The sequence below is a fragment of the Roseicyclus sp. genome, assembly GCF_965662675.1.
Lineage (GTDB): Bacteria > Pseudomonadota > Alphaproteobacteria > Rhodobacterales > Rhodobacteraceae > Roseicyclus.
This window is the reverse complement of record NZ_CBFIIK010000014.1, coordinates 1-26,838: the sequence shown is the minus strand read 5'-3', so window position 1 is coordinate 26,838 and position 26,838 is coordinate 1. Positions and strand designations below refer to the sequence as shown.

General features: G+C 63.3%; 26 protein-coding genes and 1 tRNA gene. 21 read left to right on the top strand and 6 right to left on the bottom strand.

Translation table 11 applies throughout. The features are described 5' to 3' along the window. The first annotated feature begins 97 nt into the window (after window positions 1-97). Complete coding sequence (fnrL, locus tag ACTG4J_RS04515; RefSeq protein ID WP_439137468.1) at window positions 98-844, top strand: transcriptional regulator FnrL; 747 nt, start codon at window positions 98-100, stop codon at window positions 842-844. A gap of 80 nt (window positions 845-924) precedes the next feature. On the opposite strand, the gene ACTG4J_RS04510 is transcribed toward fnrL, so the two are convergent. Continuing rightward, a complete protein-coding gene (locus ACTG4J_RS04510) occupies window positions 925-1,764 on the bottom strand; it encodes a universal stress protein (protein ID WP_439137466.1) in 840 nt (279 codons plus the stop codon). A 199-nt stretch (window positions 1,765-1,963) separates the two neighbouring features. Here ACTG4J_RS04510 and ccoN point away from each other — a divergent pair, with 199 nt between their 5' ends. The 8 genes from ccoN to ccoS all read left to right on the top strand — a co-directional run bounded on the left by ccoN (window position 1,964) and on the right by ccoS (window position 9,994). Further along, complete coding sequence (gene ccoN, locus ACTG4J_RS04505; protein WP_439137464.1) at window positions 1,964-3,565, top strand: cytochrome-c oxidase, cbb3-type subunit I; 1,602 nt, start codon at window positions 1,964-1,966, stop codon at window positions 3,563-3,565. 14 nt (window positions 3,566-3,579) lie between these two features. Beyond that, window positions 3,580-4,308, top strand: a complete 729-nt coding sequence (gene ccoO / locus ACTG4J_RS04500; protein WP_439137462.1) for a cytochrome-c oxidase, cbb3-type subunit II — start codon at window positions 3,580-3,582, stop codon at window positions 4,306-4,308. A gap of 12 nt (window positions 4,309-4,320) precedes the next feature. Beyond that, window positions 4,321-4,539: a cbb3-type cytochrome c oxidase subunit 3 gene (locus ACTG4J_RS04495; RefSeq protein ID WP_439137461.1), complete on the top strand. Its 219-nt coding sequence runs from the start codon at window positions 4,321-4,323 to the stop codon at window positions 4,537-4,539. Further along, window positions 4,536-5,450, top strand: coding sequence for a cytochrome-c oxidase, cbb3-type subunit III (ccoP, locus tag ACTG4J_RS04490; protein ID WP_439137459.1), 915 nt, complete (start codon window positions 4,536-4,538; stop codon window positions 5,448-5,450). Before ACTG4J_RS04495 ends, ccoP begins: the two co-directional genes overlap by 4 nt. A 275-nt stretch (window positions 5,451-5,725) precedes the next feature. Further along, complete coding sequence (gene ccoG, locus ACTG4J_RS04485) at window positions 5,726-7,147, top strand: cytochrome c oxidase accessory protein CcoG (protein ID WP_439137457.1); 1,422 nt, start codon at window positions 5,726-5,728, stop codon at window positions 7,145-7,147. After that, a complete protein-coding gene (locus tag ACTG4J_RS04480) occupies window positions 7,144-7,638 on the top strand; it encodes a FixH family protein (RefSeq protein ID WP_439137456.1) in 495 nt (164 codons plus the stop codon). The genes ccoG and ACTG4J_RS04480 overlap by 4 nt, the downstream gene beginning before the upstream one ends. Window positions 7,639-7,644: 6 nt before the next feature. Then, a complete protein-coding gene (locus ACTG4J_RS04475; protein ID WP_439137454.1) occupies window positions 7,645-9,828 on the top strand; it encodes a heavy metal translocating P-type ATPase in 2,184 nt (727 codons plus the stop codon). A gap of 7 nt (window positions 9,829-9,835) precedes the next feature. Further along, window positions 9,836-9,994 (top strand): cbb3-type cytochrome oxidase assembly protein CcoS, encoded by a 159-nt coding sequence (gene ccoS / locus ACTG4J_RS04470; RefSeq protein WP_439137452.1) that lies wholly within the window; start codon window positions 9,836-9,838, stop codon window positions 9,992-9,994. Here ccoS and ACTG4J_RS04465 read toward each other — a convergent pair. Then, a complete protein-coding gene (locus ACTG4J_RS04465) occupies window positions 9,991-10,869 on the bottom strand; it encodes a DMT family transporter (RefSeq protein WP_439137450.1) in 879 nt (292 codons plus the stop codon). The genes ccoS and ACTG4J_RS04465 overlap by 4 nt on opposite strands. Further along, window positions 10,866-11,534, bottom strand: a complete 669-nt coding sequence (gene mnmD / locus ACTG4J_RS04460) for a tRNA (5-methylaminomethyl-2-thiouridine)(34)-methyltransferase MnmD (protein ID WP_439137448.1) — start codon at window positions 11,532-11,534, stop codon at window positions 10,866-10,868. The genes ACTG4J_RS04465 and mnmD overlap by 4 nt, the downstream gene beginning before the upstream one ends. Window positions 11,535-11,613: 79 nt before the next feature. On the opposite strand from mnmD, the gene ACTG4J_RS04455 reads away from it, so the two are divergent. Then, a complete protein-coding gene (locus ACTG4J_RS04455) occupies window positions 11,614-12,651 on the top strand; it encodes an NAD(P)/FAD-dependent oxidoreductase (RefSeq protein WP_439137447.1) in 1,038 nt (345 codons plus the stop codon). On the opposite strand, the gene ACTG4J_RS04450 is transcribed toward ACTG4J_RS04455, so the two are convergent. Next, on the bottom strand, window positions 12,648-13,199 hold the full coding sequence (locus ACTG4J_RS04450) for an NADPH-dependent FMN reductase (protein WP_439137445.1): 552 nt from the start codon (window positions 13,197-13,199) through the stop codon (window positions 12,648-12,650). The genes ACTG4J_RS04455 and ACTG4J_RS04450 overlap by 4 nt on opposite strands. Before the next feature lie 140 nt (window positions 13,200-13,339). Here ACTG4J_RS04450 and ACTG4J_RS04445 point away from each other — a divergent pair, with 140 nt between their 5' ends. The 3 genes from ACTG4J_RS04445 to leuC all read left to right on the top strand — a co-directional run bounded on the left by ACTG4J_RS04445 (window position 13,340) and on the right by leuC (window position 17,463). Then, entirely contained in the window at window positions 13,340-14,044 is a 705-nt protein-coding gene (locus ACTG4J_RS04445; RefSeq protein ID WP_439137443.1) for a ribonuclease activity regulator RraA, read from the top strand. 134 nt (window positions 14,045-14,178) lie between these two features. Beyond that, entirely contained in the window at window positions 14,179-15,795 is a 1,617-nt protein-coding gene (locus ACTG4J_RS04440) for a thiamine pyrophosphate-dependent enzyme (protein WP_439137488.1), read from the top strand. 264 nt (window positions 15,796-16,059) lie between these two features. After that, window positions 16,060-17,463, top strand: coding sequence for a 3-isopropylmalate dehydratase large subunit (leuC, locus tag ACTG4J_RS04435; protein WP_439137442.1), 1,404 nt, complete (start codon window positions 16,060-16,062; stop codon window positions 17,461-17,463). A 41-nt stretch (window positions 17,464-17,504) separates the two neighbouring features. Here the strand turns inward: leuC and ACTG4J_RS04430 are convergent, their stop codons facing one another. Beyond that, window positions 17,505-18,716 (bottom strand): MFS transporter, encoded by a 1,212-nt coding sequence (locus ACTG4J_RS04430; RefSeq protein WP_439137440.1) that lies wholly within the window; start codon window positions 18,714-18,716, stop codon window positions 17,505-17,507. Window positions 18,717-18,726: 10 nt separating this feature from the next. Beyond that, window positions 18,727-19,872: a HupE/UreJ family protein gene (locus tag ACTG4J_RS04425; protein WP_439137438.1), complete on the bottom strand. Its 1,146-nt coding sequence runs from the start codon at window positions 19,870-19,872 to the stop codon at window positions 18,727-18,729. A 3-nt stretch (window positions 19,873-19,875) separates the two neighbouring features. Here ACTG4J_RS04425 and ACTG4J_RS04420 point away from each other — a divergent pair, with 3 nt between their 5' ends. The 8 genes from ACTG4J_RS04420 to ACTG4J_RS04385 all read left to right on the top strand — a co-directional run bounded on the left by ACTG4J_RS04420 (window position 19,876) and on the right by ACTG4J_RS04385 (window position 26,558). After that, window positions 19,876-20,685 carry a DUF4198 domain-containing protein gene (locus tag ACTG4J_RS04420; RefSeq protein ID WP_439137437.1) on the top strand — a complete coding sequence of 270 codons (810 nt, stop codon included), beginning with the start codon at window positions 19,876-19,878 and terminating at the stop codon, window positions 20,683-20,685. A gap of 67 nt (window positions 20,686-20,752) precedes the next feature. Then, complete coding sequence (gene leuD / locus ACTG4J_RS04415) at window positions 20,753-21,358, top strand: 3-isopropylmalate dehydratase small subunit (protein ID WP_439137435.1); 606 nt, start codon at window positions 20,753-20,755, stop codon at window positions 21,356-21,358. Window positions 21,359-21,564: 206 nt separating this feature from the next. Beyond that, the gene (locus tag ACTG4J_RS04410; RefSeq protein WP_439137433.1) at window positions 21,565-22,398 is read left to right on the top strand and encodes a hypothetical protein; all 834 of its coding nucleotides are present in this window, start codon (window positions 21,565-21,567) and stop codon (window positions 22,396-22,398) included. Between the two features lie 17 nt (window positions 22,399-22,415). After that, the gene (locus ACTG4J_RS04405; protein WP_439137431.1) at window positions 22,416-23,432 is read left to right on the top strand and encodes an endonuclease/exonuclease/phosphatase family protein; all 1,017 of its coding nucleotides are present in this window, start codon (window positions 22,416-22,418) and stop codon (window positions 23,430-23,432) included. A gap of 88 nt (window positions 23,433-23,520) precedes the next feature. Next, on the top strand, window positions 23,521-24,624 hold the full coding sequence (gene leuB / locus ACTG4J_RS04400; protein WP_439137429.1) for a 3-isopropylmalate dehydrogenase: 1,104 nt from the start codon (window positions 23,521-23,523) through the stop codon (window positions 24,622-24,624). A 3-nt stretch (window positions 24,625-24,627) separates the two neighbouring features. Then, window positions 24,628-25,371 (top strand): SDR family NAD(P)-dependent oxidoreductase, encoded by a 744-nt coding sequence (locus ACTG4J_RS04395; RefSeq protein ID WP_439137427.1) that lies wholly within the window; start codon window positions 24,628-24,630, stop codon window positions 25,369-25,371. A 78-nt stretch (window positions 25,372-25,449) separates the two neighbouring features. Then, window positions 25,450-26,427, top strand: coding sequence for a DMT family transporter (locus tag ACTG4J_RS04390; protein WP_439137426.1), 978 nt, complete (start codon window positions 25,450-25,452; stop codon window positions 26,425-26,427). Window positions 26,428-26,481: 54 nt separating this feature from the next. Next, window positions 26,482-26,558 (top strand) — tRNA-Pro (locus ACTG4J_RS04385). Window positions 26,559-26,838: the final 280 nt, after the last annotated feature.

The window sequence follows — 26,838 nt, the reverse complement described above, 5'->3', positions numbered from 1 at the left end:
TTTACGATTACACGGAAGACGCGTTGTTTGACCTTGATCTGGATCAAGCGCGCCCTCGGCGCTTGCAAAACCACTGACCGACGGCATTGGGGAAAGCATGAACAAGAGCAATCTGAGCTTTGCGCAGCGCGAATGCGCCGAATGCCCGATCCGTCACCGTGCGGTCTGCGCGCGCTGCGAGACCGACGAACTCGAGCAACTCGAAGCGATCAAGTATTACCGCAATTTCGAAGCGGGGCAGACGATCGTATGGGCCGGCGACAAGATGGACTTCGTGGCCTCGGTCGTGCATGGGGTCGCGGCGCTGACCCAGACGATGGAAGATGGGCGCCGCCAGATGGTGGGGCTTTTGCTGCCCTCTGATTTTCTCGGGCGCCCCAATCGCGACCGCGTCGCATATGACGTCACCGCCACCACCGATCTGCAGCTTTGCTGTTTCCGCCGTGTCCCGTTCCAAGACATGCTCAGTTCCACCCCGCATGTCAGCCAACGCTTGTTGGAGATGACGCTGGATGAGCTTGATGCCGCGCGAGAGTGGATGCTGCTTTTGGGCCGCAAGACGGCGCGCGAGAAAATCGCGAGTTTCTTGTCGATCATCGCCCGGCGCAACGCGGCGCAGCAAGCACCCGGCCGCGGCGGCGTGGTGGCTTTCGATTTGCCGCTGACGCGCGAGGCGATGGCCGACTATCTTGGCCTGACGCTTGAGACGGTCAGCCGCCAGATGTCGAGCCTCAAGAATGACGGCGTCATCCAGCTTGACGGCAAGCGCCGCATCCTCGTGCCCGATTTCGAGGCCTTGATGGATGAAACAGGCGATGATGCCGATGGTGGCGTGCTGAGCTGAGCCCGCGACCGGACCGCATCGCCTGTCGGATGTGCCTTCGGGCGCGCAGATCGTGTCGGGCCAAGCTGTGGCTTACGGGGTCAATGGGCCATGATGACCGGCACCTCGGCATGTTCCAGCATGTTGCGCGTGGCCCCGCCCAAGATCGCCTCGCGAAAGCGGGAATGACCATAGGCACCCATCACCAAGACATCGGCATCTGTATCGGCGACATGGCGCGCGATCACCTCGGAGACGCGGGGCAATGTCTGCGCGAGGATCGAGACCGAGACCTTGACACCGTGCCGCGACAGCATGCGCGACAGTTCCGCGCCGGGATCGGCGACATCGGGGCTGTGGCGTTCTGGTGCGATGATACAGATATCGACATCGGCCGCGGCCATGAGCATCGGCATGGCATGGCGCACGGCGGCCATCGCCTCGGGTGAGTCATTCCACGCGATCACCACCCTTTCTGGTGTCGCCGTCAGCGCCGCTTGATCGGCCAGGATGACCACCGGCACATTGCCGTGAAACATCGCCGACTCCGCGATGACGGGCGCATCGGCGTATTGGTCTTTGCCATAGGGTTTGGGCAAGATCACCAGATCGGCAAAGCGCGAGCGCCGCGCCACCAGCCCCGAGATCGAGGCCGATTGCGCGACGATACCTTCGACACCCCAAGAGATCGCACTGCGTGCGAGGATTTGGCGGGCCTCTTGCTCGATGGCATGCGCCTCGGATTGGGCCTGTAGAATCGTCTCTTCATGCATGAGTGCGGTCGCCCCGGCGAAGTAATAGCCGGTCTGGGTGCGGTCGATGCCAAGGCAAAGCACCTCGAGATGGGCTTCGCTGGCTTCGGCAAAGGCCACCGCTGCACCAAGCACGGTGGCGGCTTCTTTGGGCTCGGTCAGAATGGTCAGGATCGTTTTATAGGCCACGGCTACCTCCTCGGTCTGTTCTGCCGACCATCTAAACCGAGACAGCTCGCCGCACCTTGACCTGCATCAAGCAATTGGCCGGGCGCATTTGACATGGATCAAGGCCAGCCGCCGTCCCTTGGAGGATGTGAGGGGGAGATGGAACAGCGCCGGACGGCTTCACAAGAGCCGGAACCGGTGCATCACGAAGGGACGATCGATGCTTGATTATGTAAAGCTGCTGATCCTCGGCCTTGTGGCGGTTGTTGCCGCCATCGCGGCCAACTACGCGCGCGACCTGGCCTATCTGGTGCATGCGCTTTTGATCATGGGTGCCGCCGCGATCACATTCGTGATCGTGCTGCGCCAGACCGACGAGGCGAGAAAACCCGTCTCCGCCAATGAATACATGGATGGCCCGGTCAAGGCCGCCGCGATCGCCACCGCCTTTTGGGGTGTGGTGGGCTTTCTGGCCGGCACCTTCATCGCCTTTCAGCTTGCCTATCCGGTGCTGAATTTCCATTGGGCCGAGGGCTATCTGAACTTCGGGCGGCTGCGGCCCTTGCACACTTCGGCGGTGATCTTCGCCTTTGGTGGCAACGCGCTGATCGCGGCGAGTTTCTATATCGTCCAGCGTACCAGCGCCGTGCGGCTATGGGGCGGCAACACCGCGTGGTTCGTGTTCTGGGGTTATCAGCTGTTCATCGTGATGGCGGCGACGGGCTATCTGCTCGGGTCCACCCAAGGTCAGGAATACGCCGAGCCGGAATGGCTGACCGATCTATGGCTCACGATTGTCTGGGTCGCGTTCCTGGCCGTTTTCATGGGCACGCTGATCAAGCGCAAGGAACCCCATATCTACGTCGCCAACTGGTTCTTGCTGTCATTCATCGTCACCGTGGCGATGCTGCATGTGGTCAACAACCTGCAAATCCCTGTCTCGATCTTCGGCTCGCGCTCGGTCACGGTGATGTCGGGCGTTCAGAACGCAATGACGCAGTGGTGGTACGGCCATAACGCGGTCGGTTTCTTCCTGACTGCCGGGTTCTTGGGCATGATGTATTACTTCATCCCCAAGCAAGCCGAACGCCCCGTTTACAGCTACAAGCTGTCGATCATCCACTTCTGGGCGCTGATCTTCCTCTATATCTGGGCCGGTCCGCACCATCTGCACTATACCGCGCTGCCTGATTGGGCCTCGACGCTGGGAATGGTGTTCTCGATCGTGCTGTGGATGCCCAGCTGGGGTGGCATGATCAACGGCCTGATGACGCTGTCGGGCGCCTGGGACAAGCTGCGCACCGATCCGGTTCTGCGGATGATGGTCACCTCGGTCGCCTTCTACGGCATGTCGACCTTCGAGGGGCCGATGATGTCGATCCGGGCGGTGAACTCGCTGTCGCATTACACCGACTGGACCATCGGCCATGTGCATTCCGGCGCGCTGGGCTGGAATGGGATGATCACCTTCGGGATGCTCTACTACCTGTTCCCCAAGCTTTGGAACAAAGAGCGGCTCTATTCCCTGCGCGCGGTCAGCTGGCACTACTGGCTCGCCACCATCGGCATCGTTCTTTACGCAGCGTCCATGTGGGTGACGGGGATCATGGAGGGCCTGATGTGGCGCGAAGTCGATGCCCAAGGGTTCTTGGTGAACTCCTTCGCCGACACAGTCGCCGCCAAGTTCCCGATGTATGTGGTGCGCGGTTTGGGTGGGGTTCTCTACCTTGCCGGAGCGCTGATCATGGCTTGGAACCTTTACATGACGGTTCGCAAGAGCGTCGTCCGCCGTGACGCGCCCTATGCGACCCCAGCCGAATAAGGAGGGCCTGAGAGATGGCACTTGAAGGTCACAAGAAGATCGAAACCAACGCGACCCTCCTTTTGACGCTCAGCTTTCTGGCCGTCACGGTGGGGGGGATCGTCGAGATCGCGCCGCTCTTCTACCTCGAGAACACGATCGAGGATGTCGACGGCATGCGCCCCTATGCGCCGCTGGAACTGGCGGGGCGCGAGATCTACCTGCGCGAGGGCTGCTATGTCTGCCATAGCCAGATGATCCGCCCCATGCGCGACGAGGTCGAGCGCTACGGCCACTACAGCCTTGCGGCCGAGTCGCAGTATGATCACCCGTTCCAATGGGGCTCCAAGCGGACGGGGCCGGACCTTGCTCGGGTGGGCGGTCGCTATTCGGATGAATGGCATGTGGACCATTTCACCAGCCCGCAATCGGTCGTGCCGGAATCGGTCATGCCTGCCTATGCCTATCTGGCCGATAGCGTGCTGCAGCCCACCTATATCGTCGATCTCATGCAGACCCATCGCTTGGTCGGTGTGCCCTATACCGACGAGATGCTGGAAAACGCGCGGATGGATTTCATCCAGCAGGCCACAGATTTCGGTGATCCGGGCGTGGTCGAACGTTACCCGGGTGCGCAGCAGCGCGATTTCGACGGGCAGCCCGAAGTGACCGAGATGGATGCGCTGATCGCCTACATGCAGATGCTTGGCACGCTGGTCGATTTCTCGACCTTCGCGCCCGAAGAAGCCGTGGCAAGCCGGTAAGGGGGCGGAGCGATGGAAGATACCTATACGATCTTGCAGATCATCGCCCGCAGCTGGGGCGCGCTGTTCATGCTTGTGGTGTTTCTGGGTGTGATCGTCTTCACCCTGCGGCCCGGTAGCCGCAAGTTGCACAGCGATATCGCGAATATTCCCTTTCGCCATGATGACCACCCGGCGCCCGATGTTGCGGCGCAGGCCCATCCCCGTCAGCTCAAGGAGGCGCGGCAATGAGCGACCACCACACGCCCCATCCCGAAGAGCAAAAGCTCTTGGCCGGTGATCCCGAAACAACCGGCCATAGCTGGGACGGGATCAAGGAATTCAACAACCCCCTGCCGCGCTGGTGGCTTTGGACCTTTTACGCCACCATCGTCTGGGGCATCGCCTATACGGTGATGTATCCGGCATGGCCGCTGATCAACGGTGCGACGCCCGGCCTTTTGGGTTTTTCCACCCGCGCCAATGTCGCCGAAGAGATCGACCGCTTCGACGCGATGAACGCCGATATCCGTACCCGCATCACCGAGGTCGAACTGGCCGCGATCACGCCCGACCAGAACCCCGATCTTTACAACTACGCCATTCAGGGCGGCGCCGCGCTTTACGCCACATGGTGTTCGCAATGCCACGGCTCGGGGGCGGCTGGGGTGCAGGCCTCGGGCTATCCCAACCTGCTTGACGATGATTGGCTGTGGGGCGGTACCGTCGACGATATTCATTTCACGATCAGCCATGGCATCCGCAACGACGATGACATGAACGCCCGCTATTCCGAGATGACCGCCTTCGATGGGATCTTGTCGGATGAGGAGATCGACGCGGTGGTGCAATATGTGCGCAATATCTCTGGGCAGTCCGCCGATGCGACGCTGGCCGCTGCGGGTGAGGGGGTCTACCTCGACAATTGCGCGGCCTGCCATCTCGATGACGGGACGGGCGACCGCTATCTGGGCGCGCCGAACCTGACCGATGCGATCTGGCTTTACGGCGGCTCGGACGAGGCGATCACCCAGACAGTGCGTTATTCCCGCTTTGGCATCATGCCGCCTTGGTCGGCCGAGGCCTCGGATGCGGGGCGTCTTTCCGAAGATCAGATCCGCGCCGTCGCGGTCTATGTCCACGCCTTGGGTGGCGGCGAGTAAGCCGCCCAGGCACAAGTTTCCGCCGACCCCTCCCGGTTGGCGGAATGGCACCGGTCCCGGTCCTGTTCGCGCGTTTCCTGCGGGACCGGTGCCAAACCATCCCTCGCCCCGCCATCCGATCGCGATGTGCGGGGCGGTGCGGTTCCGGGGCGGATGATTGACATGATCAATTTTCTGCATCGGCCTTGGATTTGATCCAAGTCAAAGTGACCGGTTCCCGCGCGCCCTAGAAGGGGCTGGCGCAGGACCACGAATTTCCCGGGAGATATCCGCCAATGAGCACCACAGGCGAGCCGCAAAAGCTTTATGCCGCACGCGAACCGGTTTTTCCCAAGCGCGTCTATGGCCATTTTCGTAATCTCAAATGGCTGGTCTTGTTCGTGACGCTGGGCATCTACTACGTCACCCCGTGGATTCGCTGGGACCGTGGCCCGGCGCTGCCCGATCAGGCGGTACTGCTCGATCTGGCGCATCGGCGCTTTTTCTTCTTCTGGATCGAGATTTGGCCACATGAATTCTATTTCGTGGCCGGATTGCTGATCATGGCGGGGTTGGGGTTGTTCTTGTTCACCTCGGCGCTTGGCCGCGTCTGGTGCGGCTATTCTTGCCCGCAAACCGTCTGGACCGACCTGTTCTTCACCGTCGAGCGCTGGATCGAGGGCGACCGCAACGCGCGGCTGCGGCTATGGAACGGCAAGTGGGATTTCCACAAATGGCGGCTCAGGCTGACCAAATGGGCGGTTTGGCTGGTGATCGCGGTCGCGACAGGCGGGGCATGGGTGTTCTATTTCGCCGATGCGCCGACGCTGTTGGTTGATCTGTTCACCGGGCAAGCGGCGCTGGTGGCCTATGTCACCATCGCGATCTTGACCGCCACGACCTTTGTCTTCGGCGGTTTCATGCGCGAACAGGTCTGCATCTACATGTGCCCTTGGCCGCGTATCCAGGCCGCGATGATGGATGAGCATTCCATCACGGTGGCCTATCGCGATTGGCGGGGCGAGCCGCGTGGCCGCGGCAAGGAGCGCGAGGGGATGGGCGATTGCATCGATTGCAACGCCTGCGTGAATGTCTGCCCGGTGGGCATCGACATCCGCGACGGCCAACAGCTTGAATGCATTACCTGCGCACTGTGCATCGATGCCTGCGACGACATCATGGCCAAGCTGGGCAAGCCGCGCGGGCTGGTCGATTACATGGCGCTGACCGACGAGGCGAATGAGCGCGCGGGCAAGCCCAAGGTGTCGGTCTGGAAACATATCTTCCGCCTACGCACGATGATTTACACGGTGTTATGGGCGGGCATCGGTGTGGGTCTGACGGTGCTGTTGTTCATCAGGTCCGATATCGACATGACAGTCGCCCCGGTGCGCAATCCGCAATTCGTGACGCTTTCGGATGGGTCCATCCGCAACACTTACGATGTGCGAATCCGAAATATGTCTCATGAAAACAGTGACTTCGAGATCTCGCTTGTCTCCGACGCGCCGCTTGAGGTGACGCTTGAGGGGCAGCCGGGCCAGAGCGTCAGTGTGCCGTTGAATTCCACGCACTTGCAACGCGTCTATATCACCGCCCCCACGGGCAGCGCGGCCGCGCAAGCCGAGCGCACCGATTTCCGCCTTTGGGTCGAGGATGCGACAACCACCCACCGCGCCTTTCGCGACACCACATTTTTCGGAAGGGTTTCCCAATGAGCCATGTCACCGATACCACCGCCTCGGTTGATGCCGGGCGCAAGCTGACCGGCCGCCATGTGCTGGCGATTTTCATCATGGGCTTTGGCCTTATCTTCGGCGTGAATTTCTTCATGGCCTATCGCGCAGTCTCGACCTTTCCGGGAATGGAGGTGTCGTCAAGCTATGCCGATAGTCAAAGCTTCGATCTGCGCCGCGATGCGCAAGAGGCGCTGGGCTGGCAGGCCAATGTCGAGATCCCCGGCGATGGCAGCTTGATCTTGCATCTGTTGGATGCTGATGGCGCGCTGGTCGTGCCTGCCGAATTGACGGCGCTTTTGACCCGGCCCACCAACCAGCTGGAGGATCAACTCTTGGTGCTGCGGCGTGAGAATGGCGCCTTTGTCGCGCCGGCACACTTGTCGAATGGGCAGTGGCGCCTGCGCCTGACGGGTGTCGCGCGCAACGGCACCGAATACCGCCACAACATCACCTTTCGCTATGCCGAGTGACCGCGCGTGACCGCCACCTTCGAGCATATCCGCCCCTCGGCCTGCCCGGCCTGCAACGCCGCGCCCGCGGCCGAGCATCTGGCGGAATTGCCGAAGGATGCGGCGCTGATGCTGTCGCTGCCGGGCATCCATTGCGCGGGCTGCATCTCGGGGGTGGAGCGTGCGCTTTTGGCGGTTCCCGGGGTGCGCGAGGCGCGGGTGAACCTGACGCTGCGCCGCGCCGCGGTGCAGGGCAGCGCCGATCTGACCGCCGAGACCCTGACCGCGGCCTTGGCGCGTGCAGGCTACGAGGCGCATGAGCTGGACGCGGGCGTTTTGGCCAGCACGACCGCCGACCGTCAGGGCCGCGATCTGCTGATGCGGCTGGCCGTGGCGTTTTTCGCGATGATGAATGTCATGCTGTTGTCGGTCGCCGTCTGGGCCGGTGCCGATGGGGTGACGCGCGACATGATGCATTGGATCAGCGCGGCCATCGCCATTCCGGCTGTGATCTTTTCCGGGCGGCCCTTTTATGTCTCGGCTTGGGGGGCGCTCAGGGCATGGCGGCTGAACATGGATGTGCCGATCACGCTGGCCATCGTGCTTGCGGTCGGCACCTCGCTTTACGAGACGATCCATTCCGGCCATCACGCCTATTTCGATGCGGCGATCGCGCTGTGCACGTTTTTGTTGGCGGGGCGCTACCTTGATCACCGCACCCGCGCCTCGGCCCGATCCGCCGCGCAGGAGTTGACGGCCCTCGAAGTGCCGCGCGCCGTGCGCATCTTGGATGGGCGCGAAGAAACCGTGGCCGTGGCCGAACTGCGCGTGGGCGATGTGGTGCGTGTCAAGCCAGGCGGGCGCATCCCCGTCGATGGCGTGGTGAGCGATGGCCAGTCCGAGATCGACCGCAGCCTGATGACCGGCGAAAGCCTGCCTGCCTTTGCCGGTCAGGGAACGCAGGTCAGCGCGGGCGAGGTGAACCTGACCGGCCCCCTGACCATTACCGTCACCGCCGCGGGCCAAGACACCGTGCTGCACCGGATCGCCGATCTGGTCGCCGTGGCCGAGGCGGGGCGCGGCAACTATACCTCGCTCGCCGATCAGGCGGCCAAGCTGTATGCGCCGGGGGTACATATCCTGTCGGTCGTGGCGGCGGTGGGTTGGTACCTATACACGCAGGATTTGCGTATCGCGCTCAATATCGCGGCGGCTGTTTTGATCATCACTTGCCCCTGCGCGTTGGGCCTTGCCGTGCCTGCCGTGACCACCGCCGCATCGGGGCGGCTGTTTCGCAAGGGGTTGCTGATCAAGAACGGCACCGCGCTGGAACGGCTGGCCGAGGTCGATACGGTCGTTTTCGACAAAACCGGGACGCTGACCAATGGCGCGCCAAAGCCGCTTGCGCCTGCGCATCTGACGGGTGACGCCGCGCGCGTTGCGCTGGCCTTGGCGCAAGGCTCGGCCCATCCGCTCTCGGCAAGCCTCGCCCAAGCCTTGTCGGCACGCGGCACGCGGCCCGCCCATGTCATCGATCTGGCCGAGGTGCCGGGACATGGCGTGCAAGGGATGTGGCAGGGGCGGCGTGTGCGCCTTGGCCGCGCGGCATGGGTCGGGGCAACGGCAAGCACCGCGACGGCAAGTTTCCTTTCCCTTGGCGATGACGCGCCCATTGCCATTCCTTTTGCCGATAGCCTGCGCGACGGGGCCGCCGAGCTGGTCGCAACGCTGCAAGCGCAGGGCAAGCGCGTTATCCTGATCTCGGGCGACACATCGGCCGCCGTGACGCGTTTCGCCCAAGAAATCGGGATCACCGAGGTCACGGCCGAGGCGCTGCCGCAAGACAAGGCCGCGTTAGTGGCCGATCTGGCGGGGCAGGGGGCCAAGGTCTTGATGGTGGGCGACGGGTTGAACGACACCGCCGCATTGGCCGCCGCCCATGTCTCGATCTCGCCCGCCTCGGCGCTTGATGCGGCGCGCAGCGCCTCCGATATGGTGCTGATGGGCCAATCCCTTGCGCCTATCGCCGATGCGATGCGCACCGCCACCTCGGCGCGCGCGCGTATCCGCGAGAATTTCACCATCGCTACGGTTTATAACGTTCTGGCGGTGCCGCTTGCGGTGGCAGGGCTGTGTTCGCCCTTGATCGCAGCATTGGCGATGTCGTCCTCCTCGATTACCGTGGGGCTCAACGCCCTGCGATTGAAGTGAGACCGCGATGGATGTGCTTGGCCTTTTGATCCCCGTCAGCCTGTTTCTGGGCGCGGTGGGGCTGGCGGCATTTTGGTGGATGCTCCGCCGGGGACAGTTCGATGATCCCGATGGGGATGCGCATCGCATCTTGCGCGATGATTACGACGACCACCCCAAGTCTTAGCTGTCGGCCTTTTCCTTGGCGCGCGCGCGCAAGAGCGTGAACACCCCCGCCGCCACGACAAGTACGGCCCCAAGCGCCACGTTCCACTCAAGGCTTTCGCCGAACACCGTGATCCCCAGCGTCGCGGCGAAGACCAGTTGCAGATAGGCAAATGGCTGAACCGCGCTTGCCTCGGCCACATCATAGGTCTTGATCAACAGCCAGTGCCCAAAGGCACCCGTGACGCAGAGCACGGCCATCCAAGCCCAATCCGGGCCGCTCATCGGTTCCCAGAACCAGATGCCGATGGTGGTCATCACCACGGCCCCGACCGTGCCGGTGTAAAAGAAGCTGGTCGCGGCCGAATCCTTGCGCGCGGCATAGCGCGTCATCAGCCCATAAAGTGCGAACATGAGGGCCGAGGCCAGCGGCACCAACGCCTCGATCTGAAAGACGCGAAAGCCCGGCTGCAAGATGATCAAGACGCCGATAAAGCCGACGGCAATCGCGGTCCAACGCCGCCAGCCAACCTTTTCGCCCAAGATCGGCCCCGAAAGTGCGGCGACAAGCAGCGGGTAGGAGGTGAAGATTGCGTGGCTTTCCACCAAGCCCAACATGACAAAGGCCAAGACCATCACGCAAATCTCGGTGGCCAGCAGCACGCCGCGGAAGATCTGCACACCCGGCTGGCTGGTGGCGGCTGCGGCGCGCAACCCGCCGGCCTTGCGCGATGCCACTGCCATCACGAAAGCGGCGAAGAACCAATAGCGGATCATCACCACCATCAGCACATTGTATTCCCCAGCAAGATGCCGGCTGATCCCGTCTTGCATCGCAAAGACAATGGTCGTGGCCACCATCAGCCAGATGCCAAGCTTGGTGTTCTGCGTGCTCATGAAAGTCGTCCGATCGTCATGTGCCGTTTGCGCCCATAGCCAGGGATGCGGCTGACCGCAAAGCCCGCATCTGCTAAGGCCGCGCGCACGGCCCCTGCCGCCGAATAGGTCGCGCAGGTGCCGCCGGGCAAGGTATGATCCGCAACCGCGCGCAGCAGCGCGGGCTCCCACAGCTCGGGATTTCGGGCAGGGGCGAAACCGTCGAGAAACCACGCATCCGCGCGCCCCTCCCATCGGGGCAGGGTCGCGCGCGCATCGCCAAGGATGATTTGTGCCGAAAGCTGCGGCGTCTCGATCTTGCCATCGCCATCCAATGCGCGCGCGATCAGATCGGCAAAGGGGCGCGCCGCGTCGAATGCGGCCAATGCCTTGTGCAGATCATCGCCCGACAGCGGGAAGGCCTCGAAGCTGGTGTAGCGCAGCGCACCATCTTGCCCCGCGGCCTGCCAAGCAAGGGCGGCGGCGATCAGGTTCAACCCGGTGCCAAAGCCAAGTTCGGCAATATGGAAACCGGGCAAGAACCGCGCAGGTAAACCATTACCGGTCAAGAACACATGCCGTGTTTCGTCCAGCCCGTTCTCGAGCGAATAGAAAGGGTCATCGAACTGGCGCGACACCGGCACATCGCCGTTGCGCCAATCGATGGAATGTCTTGGCTGGTTCATGCCCTGCGGCTCGTCTAAACCTGCGCTGCGAAACGGCACGCGCGAAGACAGACACTGGGGCAAGGGCAAGGGATTGGCAATGGCCGAACTACGGGTCTTCGGTGCGGGTATTTTCGGCCTATCCATCGCATGGGAGGCGACCCGCCGCGGTGCCCGGGTCGAGGTGGTCGACCCGTTCGGGATCGGCGCCGGGGCCTCTGGCGGTGTCGTGGGCGCTTTGGCCCCCCATGTGCCGGAAAACTGGAACCCCAAGAAGCAGATCCAGTTCGAAAGCCTCGAGATGGCCGAAGGGTTCTGGGCCGATGTCGCCGAAGTTGGTGGCGCTGATCCCGGCTATGCCCGCAGTGGGCGGCTTCAGCCGATCACGGATGACGCTGCCCTTGCCTTGGCACGCGCGCGCGCCGATCACGCGACACAGCTGTGGCAAGGCCGCTATCAGTGGCAGGTGGTCGCGCAAAGCGCCTTTCCCGACCTTTTGACCACAAGCCCCACGGGTTGGCTGATCCATGATGATCTGTCGGCACGCATCCACCCGCGCCGCGCCTGCATGGCCTTGGCCGCCGCAATCACCGCGCGCGGCGGACGGGTCGTGACCGAGGCAAGCGGTCACCCCGCTACGGCGCTTTTTGCCACCGGAGCCGTCGGACTGGCCGCGCTGTCGCAAGATCTGGGCCGCAATATTGGGCAAGGTATCAAGGGGCAAGCAGCGCTGTTGCAGGCCGATCTGCGCGCCGCGCCCCAGCTTTTCGCCGAGGCGCTGCATATCGTGCCCCATGCCGATGGCACGGTCGCCATCGGCTCCACCTCCGAGCGTGACTTCGACGATCCTGCCAGCACCGATGCGCAGCTCGACGCGCTGATCGACAGCGCGCGCCGCCTTTCTCCTGTGTTGCGCGATGCGCCGGTGATGGCGCGCTGGGCGGGCCTGCGCCCCCGCGCCCGGTCGCGCGCGCCGATGCTCGGCGCGCATCCGACACAGGCCGGGGCCTATATCGCCAATGGTGGCTTCAAGATCGGCTTTGGCATGGCGCCAATGGTCGCGCGCCTCATGGCCGATCTGATCCTCGAGGGGCGCGACGCGATCCCCGAGAGTTTTCGTGTCGAGGCCAGCCTTTAGCCAGCGGCACGCCGTGCGGCCGCTTGGCGCAGATCGTCCATCAACTCGGTCAAGAGCTTGACCGGCATCGCGCCCGTCAAATGCCCCTGCGCGTCGAATTCGCCCTCGGGGGCTGCGATCATCACCTCGGGGCCCGGTAGCACATGCGCCCGAAACGGGGTCATCGCATGGCGCATGGTCATCTGGCTGCGCTCGCCCCCGGCGCGCCCCGCGGCGGCGGACAAGATCGCCACCGGTTTATCGCGCCAGACGCCGCCGGGCACCCGGCTGATCCAATCAAGCGCATTCTTCAAAACGCCCGACAGCGCCTTGTTATATTCCGGCCCCGCGATCACCACTGCATCGGCCGCCTTGATCTGGTCGGCCAAGAGCTGCACCTCTGCGGGGATGCCTTGCGCCTCGAGATCACCATCGTAAAGCGGCAGGCGCAGGTTCGCCTCGACGAACACGGCCGGATCGAAAAGCCGTGCCGCTTCTTGCATCAGCTTTCGGTTCCACGATGCCGTACGCAACGACCCGCAAATTCCCAGCAAAGATAGATTACCCATCACTTGGCCTTTCCCACCGCTTGGCATGACCGTCACCTAACACGACGCAGCCGCAGTTCAATGACCTCTGCCGCCGATGGCGCTTTCGGGCGCCTTGCGCCTCTCGTAATGTAGGGGTCATTGATCCCGAAGGAGATGACATGACACTCGACCCCTCGATCATCGCGACGCTGCAAGGTGTCTCGACCGCGACGCTGACCACCATCTTGTTGAAGAAGGGTCTGCGCAATGTCTGGCTGCGCGGATCGGTGCCGATCCGGACGGGTCAGCCACGGCTGGTGGGCCGCGCCTTTACCTTGCGATTCGTCCCCGCGCGCGAGGATCTGGCGACACCGGCAAGCTGGGGATCGCCGATTTCCACCCGTGCTGCGATCGAGGCGATGCCCGAGGGCTGCATCGCGGTGGCCGATGCGATGGGCGTGACCGATGCCGGGATCTTCGGTGATATCTTGTGCAACCGCATGGTGCAGCGGGGCGTTGCCGCGCTCATCACCGACGGCGTGGTGCGCGACGCGGCGGGCGTCTTGTCCACCGGCCTGCCGGTCTGGTGCCGCGGCGTGGCGGCCCCGCCCTCGGTCGCGGGGCTCACCTTCGTCGGCTGGCAGGAACCCATCGCCTGCGGCGGGGTCGCAGTGTTCCCCGATGATGTGATCGTGGTCGATGATGACGGTGCGGTGCTGATCCCGCAGGCGCTTCTCGAAGAGGTCGTGGCTGAGTCCCCCGAGCAAGAGCGGATGGAGGCTTGGATCATGACCGAGGTCGATCGCGGCATGGCCCTGCCTGGTCTTTATCCGATGAATGACGAGACCAAGGCCCGCTACAAGGCGTGGAAAGACGCGCAGTGAACGCGCACCATCCCCGTGCCCGAGGTGTCGGCACGGGGATGGGCGATTGCCCCATGTGGTGCGCGCTGGACATTCAGCGCGCCCGGCGGTCAAATCGCGCCCATTGGCACCGATAAAGGAAGAGGCACATGGCGATGCGCCACGGAGGAAAGATCCTCGCCGATCATCTGGCGATCAACGGGGTGCGCCGCGTCTTCTCGGTGCCGGGCGAAAGCTTTCTGGCGGCGCTTGACGGGCTATATGATCACCAGATTGCCAATATCGTCTGCCGCCAAGAGGGCGGGGCCGCCATGATGGCCGAGGCGCATGGCAAGCTGACCGGCCAGCCCGGTGTCTTGTTCGTGACCCGGGGGCCCGGTGCCACCAATGCCGCCTCGGGGCTTCATGTCGCGATGCAGGACAGCACGCCGATGGTGGCCTTCGTGGGCCAAGTCGCGCTTGCCGACCGCGACCGCGGTGCCTTTCAAGAGGTCGACTATCGCCGCTTCTTCTCCCCCCTCGTGAAATGGGCGGCCGAGGTGGAAACAACCGCGCGGCTGCCTGAATATATCACCCGCGCCTTTCAGGTGGCGCAGTCGGGCCGCCCCGGCCCGGTCGTGCTGGCCCTGCCCGAAGACATATTGTCGGCGATCGCCGATGTCCCCGATCTGGCCCCGGCCAAGCCTGCGATGGCGGCGGTCGATCCTGCCCGCGCCCGCGGGTTTCTCGACCAGCTCTTGAGCCATGACCGCCCGATGATCGTGGTCGGTGGGCCATGCTGGAGTGCGCAGGCGGAAGCCGATCTGACAGCGCTGGCCACCGCCACCGGCCTGCCCGTCGCCGTCACCTTTCGGCGACAAGATTATATCGACAACGCCCACCCCAACTATATCGGCGATCTGGGGGTGGGGATGAACCCCAAGCTGGGCCAACGTCTGCGCGCAGCCGATGCGCTGTTGATCTTGGGCGCGCGGATGGGCGAGACGGCGACGAACGGCTACACGCTTCTTGACCCGGCCCGCCCCGGCAAGACGATCCTGCACATCCATCCCGACCCCGACGAGATCGGCACGGTCTACCAGCCAAGCGACAGCCTTGTCGCAACCGCCGCCGATCTTCTTGCCGCCCTGCGTGGTCACGCGGGCCGGATTCGCGATCGCGATTGGACCGCACAGGCGCGCGCCGATTACGAAGCTTGGCAAGTGCCGCAAGACACCCCGGGAGCGGTCAAGATGGAACAGGTGGTGCGCCTTGTGTCCGACCGTTACGCGGGCCGCGCGATCTTGACCAATGGCGCGGGAAATTACGCCGCTTTCGTTCATCGCTATGCGCGCTACCGCGGTTATCGCAGTCAGCTTGCCCCCACTTCGGGCTCCATGGGCTATGGCCTGCCCGCCGCGATCGCCGCCAAGCTGGAACATCCCGACCGCCCGGTGATCTGCTTTGCCGGCGATGGCTGCTTGCAGATGACCCTGCAAGAGCTGTCGACCGCCCGCCAATTCGGCGCCGATATCACCGTCATCATCGCCAATAACGGTCGCTACGGCACGATCAGGATGCATCAGGAAAACCACTATCCCGGCCGCGTTTCGGGGACGGAACTGTTCAACCCCGATTACGTGCAACTGGCCGCCGCTTATGGTGGGACCGGCCACCAGATCACCGCGATGGATCAACTCGGGGGCGCCCTCGATGCCGCCGACCAAGGTGGCCTGCATCTGATCGAATTGCGCCTCGACCCGGCGATGCTGTCGACGACGCGTTCGCTTTGATCATCTTTGCTTCGCAAATACTCCGGGGGGCGCGCCAAGGGCGCGTGGGGGCAGCGCCCCCCTGCCGCCGCTGCAACCCCGCACTTGCGCGCGGCGCGGCGCACCAGTAGATCAAACCGATGATGACCGGAGTGTTCAACATATCGGATCGGGCGCGCCTGCCTTGGCGCTTCCACGGTGCGCGCCGGTCGCGACTGGGCGGGCTTTGAGGGCGCAGACAAAGACCCACCACCGATATTTCCCGCGACCAAGGATGCTGAGACGATGACCGGCAAGACACTTTACGACAAGATCTGGGACGCCCATCTCGCCCATGAGGCCGAGGATGGCACCAGCCTGCTTTATATCGACCGCCACCTCGTGCACGAGGTCACAAGCCCGCAAGCCTTTGAGGGGCTGCGCATGACGGGCCGCAAGGTGCGCGCGCCCGAGAAAACGATCGCCGTGCCGGACCATAACGTGCCCACGACCGATGGTCGCGAAAACCCCGACCAGATGCCCGAGGAAAGCCGCATCCAGGTGGCAGCGCTTGACAAGAACGCGCGCGATTTCGGCATCCATTACTACCCCGTCAGTGATATCCGCCAAGGCATCGTGCATATCGTTGGCCCTGAACAGGGCTGGACACTGCCGGGCATGACAGTCGTTTGCGGCGACAGCCACACCGCGACGCATGGCGCATTCGGCGCGCTGGCCCATGGCATCGGCACCTCTGAGGTTGAGCATGTCTTGGCCACCCAAACGCTGATCCAGAAGAAATCGAAGAACATGAAGGTCGAGATCACCGGCAAGCTTGCGCCCGGTGTGACCGCCAAGGACATTACGCTGTCGGTGATCGGCCTGACCGGCACGGCGGGCGGCACGGGCTATGTCATCGAGTATTGCGGTCAGGCGATCCGCGATCTGTCGATGGAAGGCCGCATGACCGTGTGCAACATGGCCATCGAGGGTGGTGCGCGCGCAGGGCTCATCGCGCCCGATGAAAAGACCTTTGAATACGTCAAGGGCCGCCCCCATGCGCCGAAAGCGGCCCAGTGGGAAGCGGCACTTGCATGGTGGAAGACGCTTTATTCCGACGATGACGCCCATTGGGATAAGGTCGTGACGATCCGGGGCGAGGATATCGCCCCCGTCGTGACCTGGGGCACCTCGCCCGAGGATGTGTTGCCGATCACGGCGGCCGTGCCTGCGCCCGAGGATTTCAAGGGTGGCAAGGTCGATGCGGCCAAGCGCTCGCTCGATTACATGGGGCTCACGCCCGGCACGCGGCTGCAAGATGTGGAGATCGACACGGTCTTTATCGGCTCTTGCACCAATGGCCGGATCGAGGATCTGCGTGCCGCGGCCGAAATCCTCAAGGGCAAGAAGATCGCCGTGAAACGCGCGATGGTGGTGCCGGGCTCGGGCCTCGTGCGGCTTCAGGCCGAGGAAGAGGGGCTGGCCGATATCTTCAAGGCGGCGGGCTTCGAATGGCGGCTTGCGGGCTGTTCCATGTGTCTGGCCATGAACCCCGACCAGTTGCAGCCGGGCGAGCGCTGTGCCGCGACCTCGAACCGCAACTTCGAGGGACGGCAGGGGCGCGGCGGGCGCACCCATCTGATGAGCCCCGCGATGGCGGCTGCTGCAGCGGTCACCGGGCGCCTGACGGATGTGCGCGATCTGATGTAATCACCTTGGCTGGGCGCCCCCAAAAGGGTGCCCGCAGCCGCTTAGCTCGCCCGCAACAGCCTGCGCATCACAAGCAGCATTGCCAGCGAAAGCCCGAAACACCAGATTGCCATCACACCCGCTTGCTGTGGCACGCTTATGCCCGCGTCGATGATCACGCCCCCCATTCCCGGCCCAAGTGCGGTCGATACGACCAGCACGGCACCTGCCACTGCGCGCACCGATCCGATGTGATTGGTGCCATAGGTTGCAGGCAACAGCGTGCCCCAGACGGTATTGGTCATGCCTTGGGTCACGCCGATCAGGCCCACGCCGATGATCCAGGCAAGCGGTGTCTCACCCATCCCGATCAGCGCGATCCCCACCCCCATCGGCAGCACGGTCAGCGGCAATAGCCGCGCTGGGCCGAAACGGTCGGCGGCCCAACCCGCGACAAAGGCGGCCGCCACTTCGGACAACGCCCAGGCCGGATAGGCGGGCGCCATGGCGACAAGCGTCCAGCCCTTGACCTCGGCGACATGGACTTGGTGGAAAAAGACGACCGTCCCGACATAGCCCGGCGTCAGCATCAAGGGGACAAGCGCCCAGAACAGCCAATGTTGTAGCGCCTCTCGCCTACGCCAATGCCGCCCGCCAAGGCCGGGTGCGCCGATCATGCCGCCGATGCCGCCTTGCGGGGCGCGGTCTTGTTTCAGCAACCAGATGAGCAGCGGTAAGATGAACAAAAGCAAAATCGCGGCGACCACCAGCCAGCTTGCCCGCCAGCCGATCCAGCCCATCAACAAAACGGCGGGCAGCGGCAAGAAGACCTGACCGGTGGTATAGCCCAGATTGGCGATGGCGATGGCGCGCCCGCGCGTAGCGACGAACCAGCGCGCCATGGCCGTTTGCTGGATATGGCTGAACATCCCTTGCCCGCAAAAGCGCAAGAGAAACACCGCGATGCCAAGGGTCCAGATCGTCTGACCCAGCGCCATCAGCACCGCCGCCCCGGCAAAAGTGACCGCGATGATCGGCGCGAGCCGCGACAGGGGCACCGTGTCGGCCCACCCCCCGCGCCCGAATAACAGCGCCGCCGAGCTGAGCGTTGCGGCGGTATAGATCAGCCCCCATTGCCCATCGCTGAGCCCGAATTCCGCCCGTATTTCGCCCGCGAAAAGCGCGATGAACCATGTGTGCCCAAGGCAGGCCCCGAAGGCGAGCAACAGCCCGGTGCCAAGCCAACGCCTGTTCTCGGACAGAAAGCTCAGCATGTGGGTTTGCTCACAGTAGCGTGCGCTCCACCACCCAATAGGCCCCGATGGCCGCGATCACCAGCGAGGCGGGGATCGCCACAACCGGGCGGTACCACCCGCGCGTGATCGCCCAACCAGTCGCGGCAAAGGCCATGGCGATCACCGTCAACTGCCCGATCTCGACCCCGATGTTGAAGCCGATCAGCGCCTGCACGAAGCGGCCCGAGGCGATGCCGTAATCCCCCAGAACGCTGGCAAAGCCCAAGCCATGCAAAAGCCCCAAGCCAAAGACCAGTGCCGTGCGCCCTTTTAGGTTGCGTCGCCCGATGATGTTTTCCACGCCGACATAGACGATCGACGCCGCGATCAGCGGCTCGACGATGCTGGCGGGGATCTTGACCACGCCCGTGGCGGCCAAGGCGAGCGTGATCGTATGGGCCAGCGTGAACGCCGAGACCTGCCACAACAGCGGCCCGACCTTTGTGGCGAAGAAATAAAGCCCCAGCACGAACAGGATATGGTCAAGCCCCAAGGGCAGGATATGCTCGAACCCCACAACGATGTAGCGCAAGAAGACCGACATCCCGCTTTCGGTCAGGATGCCCATCCGTGGCAGGGGCGGTGTCATCTCACCCCCGTTCAGAAAGCCTTCATAGGCATCCACGCCGCCGCCCATCTGGCGCGGCACGAAGCTGCCAAAGCCCGGCGCAAGCCCAAGGCTGACGCCCGCCTCGCCCGGCGGCAGAGCGGCGATGATGGTCAGTGTGCTGTCGCGGGGCAATTCCAGATCGCCGGGGGCGGGGATGCTCACCGCTGCGATCTCGGCTGTCAGGGCCATGCCTTCGACATCGATCAAGAAACCCTGCGCGATGCGCGGCCAATCGGCCCTGAGCATCGCCTCTAGTTGATCGGCCGACATGGCACGAAGACTGTCATAGATCGCGGCCTCGGGCGCGTCGTTGGTATCTTGCACCGAGGTCAGATCAATGCCCGCCAGCAGCGTTTCCAAGGTGATGCGCAGCGTGATCGTGACCGCTTCTGCCCCGACGTCGACATCGGCGATGGTGGGGCGTATCTCATGGGCTTGTGCGGCTGGCGCGGCGGCCATTGCCACCGCTATTGACATCGCGCAGACGCGCAGCAGGTTCATGATCGACATGGGAAAAGGTGCCACCTTGTGAAAACGCTGAAAATCATTGGCACAATCGCCCTCCTGATGCTCGCTGGCAAGGGTGCGTTTGCCCATGAGTTCTGGATCGATCCCACGGCGTTTGTCGTTACGCAGGATGAGTTGCTTGCCGCTGATCTGCGGGTGGGTGAGGCCTATCGCGGTGGGCCGCAACCCTATCTGACGCAAAGCTTTACGCGCTTCGAGGTTGTCCAAGATGGTCGTGCGCGCCCTGTCACGGGGCGGCTTGGCAATATTCCGGCACTTCAGATGGGCGATCTGTCTGATGGTCTGGCGGTGATCGTGCATGAAACCGCTGGTCAAAGCCTGACTTGGACAGTCTGGGAGCGTTTCCTGGCCTTTGCCGAACATAAGGATTTGGGCGATGTCACCGCCATGCAGGCCGCACGCGGCCTCGATCAAGAAGGTGTGATCGAGGTCTATATCCGTTACGCGAAATCGCTCGTCGCCATCGGAGAAGGGGCGGGCGCGGATCGGCGTGTGGGGCTGCGCACGGAATTCGTGGCGCTGAGCAACCCCTATCTTGACGATCCGGCGCAAGGCTTTGCCGCGCAGCTTTGGCTTGATGACGTCCCGCGCGCCGATGTGCAGGTCGAGGTTTTCGCCAAAGACCCCGATGGCGCGGTCATGGTCAGCCTATTCCGTACCGATGCCGATGGGGTCGTGCGGCTGCCTGTTGGGGCGGGCATGCGCTACATGATCGACGCCGTGGTGTTGGAGGCGGTCGATCCCGTCCAAGCGAGCGATCCCGAATGGCGCACGCTTTGGGCAAATATGACCTTTGGCGTGCCCGGCTAGCACCGCGTCTCTTGCTGTCATGGGGGTGAGCGGCTAAAGCATCTGCGACCCTTCGAGGAGACGATAGATGGACAAGTTCACCACCGTGACAGGTATCGCCGCGCCGCTGCCCTTGATCAATGTCGACACCGACATGATCATCCCCAAGCAGTTTCTCAAAACGATCCAGCGGTCGGGGCTTGGCAAGAACCTGTTCGACGAGATGCGCTATACCGCCGATGGCGCCGAGATCGCTGATTTCGTGCTGAACAAGCCTGCCTATCGCAATGCGCAGATCATTGTCGGGGGCGATAATTTCGGCTGTGGTTCGTCGCGCGAACATGCGCCTTGGGCCTTGCTCGATTTCGGCATTCGCTGCGTCATCGCCCCAGCCTTTGCGGATATTTTCTACAATAACTGCTTCAAGAACGGCATCTTGCCCATCGTCCTGCCGCAAGAGATCGTCGATCAGTTGATGGATGATGCGCAAAACGGCGCGAACGCCACGCTGACGGTCGATCTGGAAAACCAGGTGATCACGCGCCCCGATGGCCAGAGCGTTGCCTTCGAGGTTGATGCTTTCCGCAAGCATTGCTTGCTCAATGGCCTCGACGATATCGGCCTGACGATGGAAAAGGCCGCCGCGATCGAAACCTTCGAGGCCAAGGCCGCACAAGATCGCCCTTGGGTCTGACCGGCGCCATCTACGCCGTGTGATGCAAACAAGCGACACCCGCCCCGTGAATGGGGCGGAAATATGGCAAATTCTCGTCACAATTCTTGTCAGCCCGTCCAGCTTTAGGCACCTTGCCGTCAAAAGAATGCTTTCAATGCGTGATCTTAAACGCATGGGGGCCATAATGGCGGGGCCGATCCCGCCGCTTTGAGGTAGAGTGCGTGTTGTCCAAGATTGTGGGCGCGTTGTTGCGTGCGGCCATCGTTGTGCTGGTGGTATCAATGCCATCATTGGTGCTTCCGGGGACGACACCGGAAGGGGCCGAACTGGTTGTATTGTTGGCGCTGGTACTAGCTGCCTTCACCGCGATCGAATATTCCTCGTCCTACCCGGCCTTGATCGAGTTTCGCGACGCGCCGCCGTTCAATCGGCTGCGTCTTCTGTCGCTGACGCTCATGTTGTTTGTCCTGAGCATGGTGGCCAGCGGTGCGCATGACTCCAGCCTTGTTCTGGTGCTCAACGCGATGGGGCTTTTGTTCGGACAGGTGCTTGAATATCCAGGCAGCCCCTTGGCTGCGATGATCCATCACCTGCCTGCGCAATCGCCCTTCATCACCCCGGTGCAGGCCAAGGTGATGGCGGGGTTGGCTATTTTTATCACGCTTTCGGCGCTCATCATTTTCGCGATCTTGTTGCGGACGCAAAAATGGCCCGATCCGGGGCGTGCCTTCAACGTATGGATCAATCTGCCGACCTTCGACCCGACGGCGGGAGGGGATGTGATCAATCGGTTGATCCGCGACGCGCGCGTTAACGCAATCTTAGGGTTTACCATCACATTCATCCTTCCGACTGCCGGGCTCATGATCTCCGATCATCTCGGCATCCGCATTCTGACCTCGTCGCATGGCTTGGTTTGGGGGATCGCGCTTTGGATGTTCCTGCCGCTCAGCTTGTTCATGCGTGCGCTCGCCATGGCGCGGATTGCGACGATGATCCGCGATCATCGGGCCAGATTGACCGCCGCTGTCGGCATGGATGGCGCGCAGCCGGCCTGATCCTTGCCTTATCGGTGATGCTGGTCACCCAAGCCGCCCACGCCGAGCCGCTCCGCCTTGCCAATTTCCATACCCAACTCAGCCGGGCGGGGCCGGGGCTTTTGCTACGTGATCTGCGGCGTGGCGAGGATGCGCAGATCGCCGCGACCATCGCCGTGATCGCCGAGGCAGACGCCGATATCTTGCTGTTGCAGGATATCGATTTCGATGTGGAATCCGCGGCACTGGACGCTTTGGCCGACGCATTGGCGGCCGTCGGGGCGGTCTATCCCCACCGGTTGAGCCTGAGGCCGAATACCGGTCGGCCCACCGGTGTCGATATCGACGGCGATGGGCGCACCCATCGGGCGCGCGACGCGCATGGCTATGGGCGCTTCAATGGCCAAGGTGGGATGGCGCTGTTGTCCCGCTATCCTATCGGTAAGCTGCGTGATTTTACCGATCTGCTTTGGGTCGATCTGCCCGATAACAGGGCCCGGCTGGTCCTTGGCCAAGATGCTTTGGCCGTGTTGCGCTTGGCAAGTGTTGCGGCGTGGGATGTGGCGATCGAGCTGCCCGATGGACCATTTCATATGCTGGCGCTGCATGCCGGGCCGCCGGTCTTTGATGGACCCGAGGATCGTAACGGATTCCGCAATGCCGATGAATTGCGTTTTTGGCAGCGTTACCTTGATGGTTGGTCCCCGCATGGGCCGTCATTCGCGGCTGATCGGTTTGCCCTGATGGGCACGCTCAATCTCGACCCGGCGCGGGGCGAGGGGCATCGTGATGCGCTGCGCGCCTTGCTCGATCATCCGATGCTGCAAGACCCCGTCCCAACCCGCCCGGACGGCGGCACCGCCACCGCCGATTGGCCCGAGCCCACACCGGGCAATCTGCGGGTCGACTACATCCTGCCTGCGGCTGGCCTTTTGGTCGCGGATGCGGGCGTGCTTTGGCCCTTGGATGACACCGGCCCGCTTGCCCCCGACCTTGTGGCGCTTGCCTCGGATCATCGGTTGGTTTGGGTCGATATCGTGATTCAGCCCGAGTGAGCCGATGGCGCAACGCATTGGCCTTCCTTGACGCCCCGCCGTGTCAAGGCTAGGCGATGGCGACGGATTCAACCAAGGGACAGCACCCATGACCAATCGTTCTCTCCTCATCCTGCCCGGCGACGGGATCGGCCCCGAAGTCATGGCCGAGGTGCGCAAGGTCATCGATTGGTACGGCACGCGCGGCATCACCTTCGACGTGTCCGAGGATTTGGTGGGCGGCTGCGCCTATGACGCGCATGGCACACCCCTGACCGACGCCACCATGGCCAAGGCGCAGGAGGTGGACGCCGTGCTGCTGGGCGCCGTGGGTGGGCCAAAATACGATGTGCTGGATTTCAGCGTGAAGCCCGAGCGCGGCCTGTTGCGCCTTCGTAAGGAGATGGATCTTTATGCCAACCTGCGCCCGGCGCAGTGCTTTGACGCGCTGGCCGATTTCTCGTCGCTGAAAAAGGATGTGGTCGCGGGCCTCGACATCATGATCATCCGCGAATTGACGAGCGGCGTCTATTTCGGCGAGCCGCGCGGCATCTTCAAGGAAGGCAATGAGCGCGTGGGCATCAACACCCAGCGCTACACCGAAAGCGAGATCGCCCGCGTTGCGCGCTCGGCCTTCGAGTTGGCGCGCAAGCGTGGCAACAAGGTCTGCTCGATGGAGAAGGCCAATGTGATGGAATCGGGCGTGCTTTGGCGCGACGTGGTGCAAGAAATCCACGACGCCGAATACCCCGATGTGGAGCTGTCGCATATGTATGCCGATGCAGGCGCGATGCAGCTGACGCGCTGGCCCAAGCAGTTCGACGTGATCGTGACCGACAACCTGTTCGGCGATCTTCTGTCCGACCTCGCCGCCATGCTGACCGGCTCGCTTGGCATGTTGCCCTCGGCCAGCCTTGGCGCGCCGATGGAAAACGGACGGCCCAAGGCGCTTTATGAACCTGTCCACGGCTCGGCCCCTGATATCGCGGGTCAGGGCAAGGCTAATCCGATCGCCTGTATCCTCAGCTTTGCGATGGCGCTGCGCTATTCCTTCGATCTCGGGGCAGAGGCCGAGCGGCTGGAGACGGCCGTCAACGCGGTGCTGGCCGATGGCCTGCGCACCGCCGACCTGATGGGCCCCGATGGCGGCACGCCGATTTCCACGGCGCAGATGGGCGATGCTATCGTCGCCAAGCTGACGGCTAGCGTCTAGGCCATGAAGACGGCGCTGGTCACAGGGGCGGCGCGGGGCATCGGCCTTGCGACCACGCGTCTTTTCCTCGAGCAAGGCTGGCGCGTGGTCATGGTGGACCGCGACGCCACCGCACTTGCCGAGGCCGCGGGGCAGGCACAGGCGCAGGCGATCTGCGCCGATGTCTCTATCCCCGATGATGTGGCGCGGATCGTGACCGAGGCGGGGATTGAGGGCGGTTTGCATGCGCTGGTCAACAACGCGGGCGTTGCCGATTTCGGACCGATCGAAGAAACGGGCTTTGAGCGCTGGCGCCGGGTGATGGAAACCAATCTCGACGGTGTGTTCCTGATGACCCAAGCGCTGACCTTTGCGCTGCGCACGGGGCAGGGGGCGATCGTCAACATCGCCTCGATCTCGGGGCTGCGCGCCTCGACGCTGCGGGTGGCCTATGGCACCTCCAAGGCGGCGGTGATCCAGCTGACCCGGCAGCAGGCGGTGGAACTGGGTGAATACGGGGTGCGGGCGAATTGCGTCTGCCCCGGCCCGGTGCGGACCAAGCTGGCGATGGCGGTCCACAGCCAAGAGATCATCGACGCCTATCACGATGCCATCCCGCTCAACCGCTACGGGTCGGAACGCGAGATCGCCGAGGCGATCACCTTTCTTTGCTCTGATCGGGCCAGCTACATCACCGGCCAGACGCTGGCGGTCGATGGCGGGTTCGAGGCGACGGGCGTGGGCCTTCCGGCGCTGCGCCGACCATAAGGCCGCACAATCCAGCCCCCTTGCGCGATGCCACAGGGCTGGTATCGCTGTTGCTGAAACAGACATCGGGAACAGGCCATGGCCGTCGACAAAGCGACCCAATTGCGCGGTGTTGCGCTCGCCTTGGCCTCTTTTGCGATCTACGCCACCCATGATGTGCTGATCAAATATCTGGGCGGGATATATTCACCCTTTCAGATCGTGTTTTTCAGCGTCTTGTTCGGCTTCCCGATGATGGTGCTTTTCATGATGCGCGATGCGCAGGGTGTCTCGCTCAAGCCGGTTCATCCGGGCTGGACGGCGCTGCGCACCAGCATCATCGTCGTGAATGCCGCGACGGCCTTCTACGCCTTTTCCGTTCTGCCCTTGGCGCAGACCTACGCGATCTTGTTCGCCGCCCCCTTGCTGATCACGCTGTTGGCGATCCCCATGCTGGGCGAAAGGGTGGGGCTGCGACGCGGGGCGGCGGTGGGTGTCGGCCTTTGTGGTGTGCTGATCGTGTTGCAGCCCGGTGTGACGGAATTCAGCCTTGGGCATTTGGCGGCCCTTGTGGCGGCGGTATGCAGCGCGATGAACGCCGTGATCATGCGAAAGATCGGTGGCGCCGAGCGCGCGGTGGTGTTGTTGCTCTATCCAATGATCGCCAATGTCGTTGTAATGGGGGCGGCACTGCCCTTTGTCTATCGGCCCATGCCGGGGCTCGATCTTCTGGCTGCCGCGATCATCGCGGCCTTCGCGCTCTTTGCGACATGGCTTTTGATCTTGGCCTATCGCGTGGCACCGGCGGCCAAGGTCGCCCCGATGCAATATTCCCAGATCATCTGGGCCACCATCTTTGGCGCGCTGTTCTTCGACGAGGCGCTGGAATGGAGCACCGCAATCGGGACTGCGGTGATTGTCGCCTCGGGCATCTATATCGTCTTTCGCGAAGACCGCGGCGGGCGCTCGGCCACAACGCCCGTCCTGCGCAGCCGCGGGCGTGCCGTGCCCTCACCCCTACCGACATCCACGCCCATCGCGGGACCGGCTGCACCACCGCCGGATACCAGCCGCTAGAAGCATTGGACCCCTTGCAAAGACCACGCCCCTTGGGTAAGCCGCGCCCACGGTCGGAGTGTAGCTCAGCCTGGTAGAGCACTGTCTTCGGGAGGCAGGGGCCGGAGGTTCGAATCCTCTCACTCCGACCAGATTTCACCACATGAAATGATCAGCGTGCGGCCCCGCGCGCGCCCCGTGGCACGCGCATCATCCATCGCCACCACGGCGCGCTTATCTGCGCGCGACCTGCGTCCATGACCAACACGCCGCCGCCCCTTCCAGGCCCGGCCTGCGCGCATTTTGCAGCCAAGGTTACTGGAATGAACGCAACCAGCAAACGCGATTCGGTCGCCAAGCTGATGAAGGCTTGGGAAAGCAAGAACGCCAAGCGCGCGCTCAAGGGCACAGCCTTGTCCACGATGGCCGTTA

Bases quoted from the DNA above. Each gene is read 5' to 3' on its own strand.
- ACTG4J_RS04390 (WP_439137426.1), top strand. From the start codon at position 25,450: ATGGCCGTCGACAAAGCGACCCAATTGCGCGGTGTTGCGCTCGCCTTG.
- ACTG4J_RS04430 (WP_439137440.1), bottom strand. From the start codon at position 18,716: ATGCTGAGCTTTCTGTCCGAGAACAGGCGTTGGCTTGGCACCGGGCTG.
- ACTG4J_RS04405 (WP_439137431.1), top strand. From the start codon at position 22,416: ATGCTGGTCACCCAAGCCGCCCACGCCGAGCCGCTCCGCCTTGCCAAT.
- leuB (WP_439137429.1), top strand. From the start codon at position 23,521: ATGACCAATCGTTCTCTCCTCATCCTGCCCGGCGACGGGATCGGCCCC.
- ACTG4J_RS04495 (WP_439137461.1), top strand. From the start codon at position 4,321: ATGGAAGATACCTATACGATCTTGCAGATCATCGCCCGCAGCTGGGGC.
- ccoG (WP_439137457.1), top strand. From the start codon at position 5,726: ATGAGCACCACAGGCGAGCCGCAAAAGCTTTATGCCGCACGCGAACCG.
- ACTG4J_RS04465 (WP_439137450.1), bottom strand. From the start codon at position 10,869: ATGAGCACGCAGAACACCAAGCTTGGCATCTGGCTGATGGTGGCCACG.
- ACTG4J_RS04455 (WP_439137447.1), top strand. From the start codon at position 11,614: ATGGCCGAACTACGGGTCTTCGGTGCGGGTATTTTCGGCCTATCCATC.
- ccoO (WP_439137462.1), top strand. From the start codon at position 3,580: ATGGCACTTGAAGGTCACAAGAAGATCGAAACCAACGCGACCCTCCTT.
- leuD (WP_439137435.1), top strand. From the start codon at position 20,753: ATGGACAAGTTCACCACCGTGACAGGTATCGCCGCGCCGCTGCCCTTG.
- ccoS (WP_439137452.1), top strand. From the start codon at position 9,836: ATGGATGTGCTTGGCCTTTTGATCCCCGTCAGCCTGTTTCTGGGCGCG.
- ACTG4J_RS04480 (WP_439137456.1), top strand. From the start codon at position 7,144: ATGAGCCATGTCACCGATACCACCGCCTCGGTTGATGCCGGGCGCAAG.
- ACTG4J_RS04450 (WP_439137445.1), bottom strand. From the start codon at position 13,199: ATGGGTAATCTATCTTTGCTGGGAATTTGCGGGTCGTTGCGTACGGCA.
- ccoN (WP_439137464.1), top strand. From the start codon at position 1,964: ATGCTTGATTATGTAAAGCTGCTGATCCTCGGCCTTGTGGCGGTTGTT.
- mnmD (WP_439137448.1), bottom strand. From the start codon at position 11,534: ATGAACCAGCCAAGACATTCCATCGATTGGCGCAACGGCGATGTGCCG.
- fnrL (WP_439137468.1), top strand. From the start codon at position 98: ATGAACAAGAGCAATCTGAGCTTTGCGCAGCGCGAATGCGCCGAATGC.
- ACTG4J_RS04440 (WP_439137488.1), top strand. From the start codon at position 14,179: ATGCGCCACGGAGGAAAGATCCTCGCCGATCATCTGGCGATCAACGGG.
- ccoP (WP_439137459.1), top strand. From the start codon at position 4,536: ATGAGCGACCACCACACGCCCCATCCCGAAGAGCAAAAGCTCTTGGCC.
- ACTG4J_RS04445 (WP_439137443.1), top strand. From the start codon at position 13,340: ATGACACTCGACCCCTCGATCATCGCGACGCTGCAAGGTGTCTCGACC.
- leuC (WP_439137442.1), top strand. From the start codon at position 16,060: ATGACCGGCAAGACACTTTACGACAAGATCTGGGACGCCCATCTCGCC.
- ACTG4J_RS04395 (WP_439137427.1), top strand. From the start codon at position 24,628: ATGAAGACGGCGCTGGTCACAGGGGCGGCGCGGGGCATCGGCCTTGCG.